The organism is Mesorhizobium sp. M0954 (assembly GCF_040319155.1).
Lineage (GTDB): Bacteria > Pseudomonadota > Alphaproteobacteria > Rhizobiales > Rhizobiaceae > Mesorhizobium.
The window spans coordinates 1-2,534 of the sequence record NZ_JAMYNR010000071.1; the positions used below are offsets into that span (position 1 = coordinate 1).

Below are 2,534 nucleotides of genomic sequence, written 5' to 3' on the forward strand. Positions count from 1 at the left end.
GAACGAACCCGCTGCGCGGGAGGGGCGCCTGCGGTTGAGGTAGAGATCAAGAACCGGTCGTCGCGCTCGCGTTGAGCGTCGTTCGGCTCGAGCAGAGCATGGCGGGCTTCTTCAACAAGGAGCCTGACCATGCACCATCCTATTCTCGATGCCCGGATCAGCCCGCTGCGCCAGCGGCTGATCGACGACATGAACATGCGGCGTTTCTCACGCGAGACGCAGCGCAACTATCTCCGCGATATCGGACGCTTGGCGACATTCCTCGGGCGTTCACCAGACACAGCGACCGCCGACGACCTACGTCGGTTTCAGATCGAGCAGCAGGAAGACGGCGTTCCCGTGCCGACGATGAACAGCATCGTGTCGGCGCTGCGCTTCTTCTTCACCCAAACGCTCGACCGCCCGGACCTGGCGCGTCGGCTCGTCCGGCTGTCGCATCCGCGCAACCTGCCCGTGGTGCTCAGCCGCGACGAGGTGGCCCGGCTGCTCAACGCCACCACCTGCCTCAAGCACCAGGCCGCATTGTCAGTCGCCTATGGCGCGGGCCTGCGTGTCGCCGAGGTGTCGATGCTGAAGGTTGCCGACGTCGACAGCGAGCGCATGCTGTTGCGCGTCGAGCGTGGCAAAGGCGGGCGATATCGCAACGCCATGCTGTCGCAAGACCTGCTCTTGTTGCTGCGCCAGTGGTGGAAGGTCGGCCGCCAGCAGGGTGTAATGCATCGCGACGGCTGGCTGTTCCCCGGACAGCACGCGATGAAGCCGATCAGCACGCGGCAGCTCTATCGCATCGTCGTCGAGGCAGCCCAGGCCGCCGACATCGCCAAGCGGGTGGGGCCGCACACGCTGCGCCACAGCTTCGCCACCCACCTGCTGGAGGACGGCACCGACATCCGCATCATCCAGGTCCTGCTCGGGCATGCCAAGCTCAACAACACCGCCCTTTACGCGAAGGTGGCGACCCGCACGGTGCGTGCCGTGACGAGCCCGCTCGACAAACTCGGGCTGTTCAAGCCGGGAGAGATCTCGCCTGACGGTTGAGCCGTGCGCGCCTCGATCGAGGTCGCCGGCATCTTCCGTGCTGCCGGACCCGCCTATCGGGCCGCCCATGCAGGTCATCTGAGCCTCGCCCAGCTCAAGGTCATGTCGGCGATCGAGCATTGCCGCACCGCAGCCCTTGGCGGTCACGTCGAAGCCTGCGAGGACTGCGGCCAATGGCGGATCGCCTACAACTCCTGCCGCAACCGGCACTGCCCGAAGTGCCAGGGCGCGGCCGCACGGACGTGGTTGGCCGAGCGTGAGGCCGACCTGCTGCCGGTCGGCTACTTCCATGTCGTGTTCACGCTGCCCGCCGAGGTCGCCGACATCGCGTTCCACAACAAGGCGCTCGTCTACGACCTGCTGTTCAAGGCGGCAGCGGAGACGATGCTGACGATCGCTACGGATCCGAAGCATCTCGGCGCGCGCATCGGCATCACCGCCGTCTTACACACATGGGGATCGGCGATGACGCACCATCCGCATGTCCACATGATCGTGCCGGGCGGCGGCATCGCGCCGGACGGAAGCCGGTGGATATCGTCGCGCCCGGCCTTCCTGCTCCCGGTGAGGATTCTCGGCAAGCTGTTCCGCCGCCTGTTTCTCACCCGGCTGGTCGCGCTGCACGAGGCGGGCCGGCTCAGCTTCTTCGGGTCGATCGCGCACCTGATCGAGCGGCGGGCATTCCTGCGCCATCTTGCTCCCATCCGGAAGAAGCGCTGGGTGGTCTATGCCAAAGCGCCGTTCGCGGGACCGGAGGCGGTACTCGCCTATCTGTCGCGCTACACTCACCGGGTCGCGATTTCGAACAGCCGGCTGATCGCCTTCGACAAGAGCGGCGTCACCTTCCGCTACAAGGACTACCGCCGCGACGGCGCCGATCGTCAGCAGGTCATGGTGCTCGCGACCGACGAGTTCATTCGCCGCTTCCTGCTTCATGTCCTGCCACGCGGCTTCCATCGCATCCGGCACTACGGCCTGCTCGCCGGTTCCGCTCGCAAGGCCAGCCTCGCGCTGGCGCGCGAACTGCTGGGCGTCGCCGCGCCGCCCGACCCCGGCGACCCCGATGAACCGGACGACTTTCACCCGCCATGCCCCTGCTGTGGCGGACGCATGATTGTCATCGAGGTGTTCGAACGATGGAAGCAGCCGCGTGGACCGCCGGATGCGCCGACGACAAACCGGCAGAAGTGTCCATGACCCGGCATGGCATGCTCCAGCGTTCAGCCGCAGGCGCCCAGCCTCCGGCAACGGACCCACGCGTGTCCATGGTGATCATCGACGCCGAACGGGTCGCGTCCGGCCGCGCGCCGAGCCGACAATACCGCGTGGCTGAAAGGCGAAGCGGTCCGTCCGCATCAAACCCGCCGCTTGCCGACGGCGGTCGCGCCGTCGCCGACACCAGCCGCAAATCGAAATCCCCATAGCCATCGACTGTGGCCCGCGGGTTCCTTCCTCGGGGACTTTCGTACGCCTGCCGGCGCCCGAAACTCTTCACG

General features: G+C 66.7%; 2 protein-coding genes. Both read left to right on the forward strand.

The window, feature by feature from the left end:
• The first annotated feature begins 129 nt into the window (after nt 1-129).
• The gene (locus NKH93_RS34120; protein ID WP_352475106.1) at nt 130-1,038 is read left to right on the forward strand and encodes a site-specific integrase; all 909 of its coding nucleotides are present in this window, start codon (nt 130-132) and stop codon (nt 1,036-1,038) included.
• Nucleotides 1,039-1,041: 3 nt separating this feature from the next.
• Nucleotides 1,042-2,235 (forward strand): IS91 family transposase, encoded by a 1,194-nt coding sequence (locus NKH93_RS34125; protein ID WP_352475107.1) that lies wholly within the window; start codon nt 1,042-1,044, stop codon nt 2,233-2,235.
• Nucleotides 2,236-2,534 lie beyond the last annotated feature (299 nt).

Coding starts and splice junctions, on each gene's coding strand:
- NKH93_RS34120 (WP_352475106.1), top strand. CDS start 130: ATGCACCATCCTATTCTCGATGCCCGGATCAGCCCGCTGCGCCAGCGG.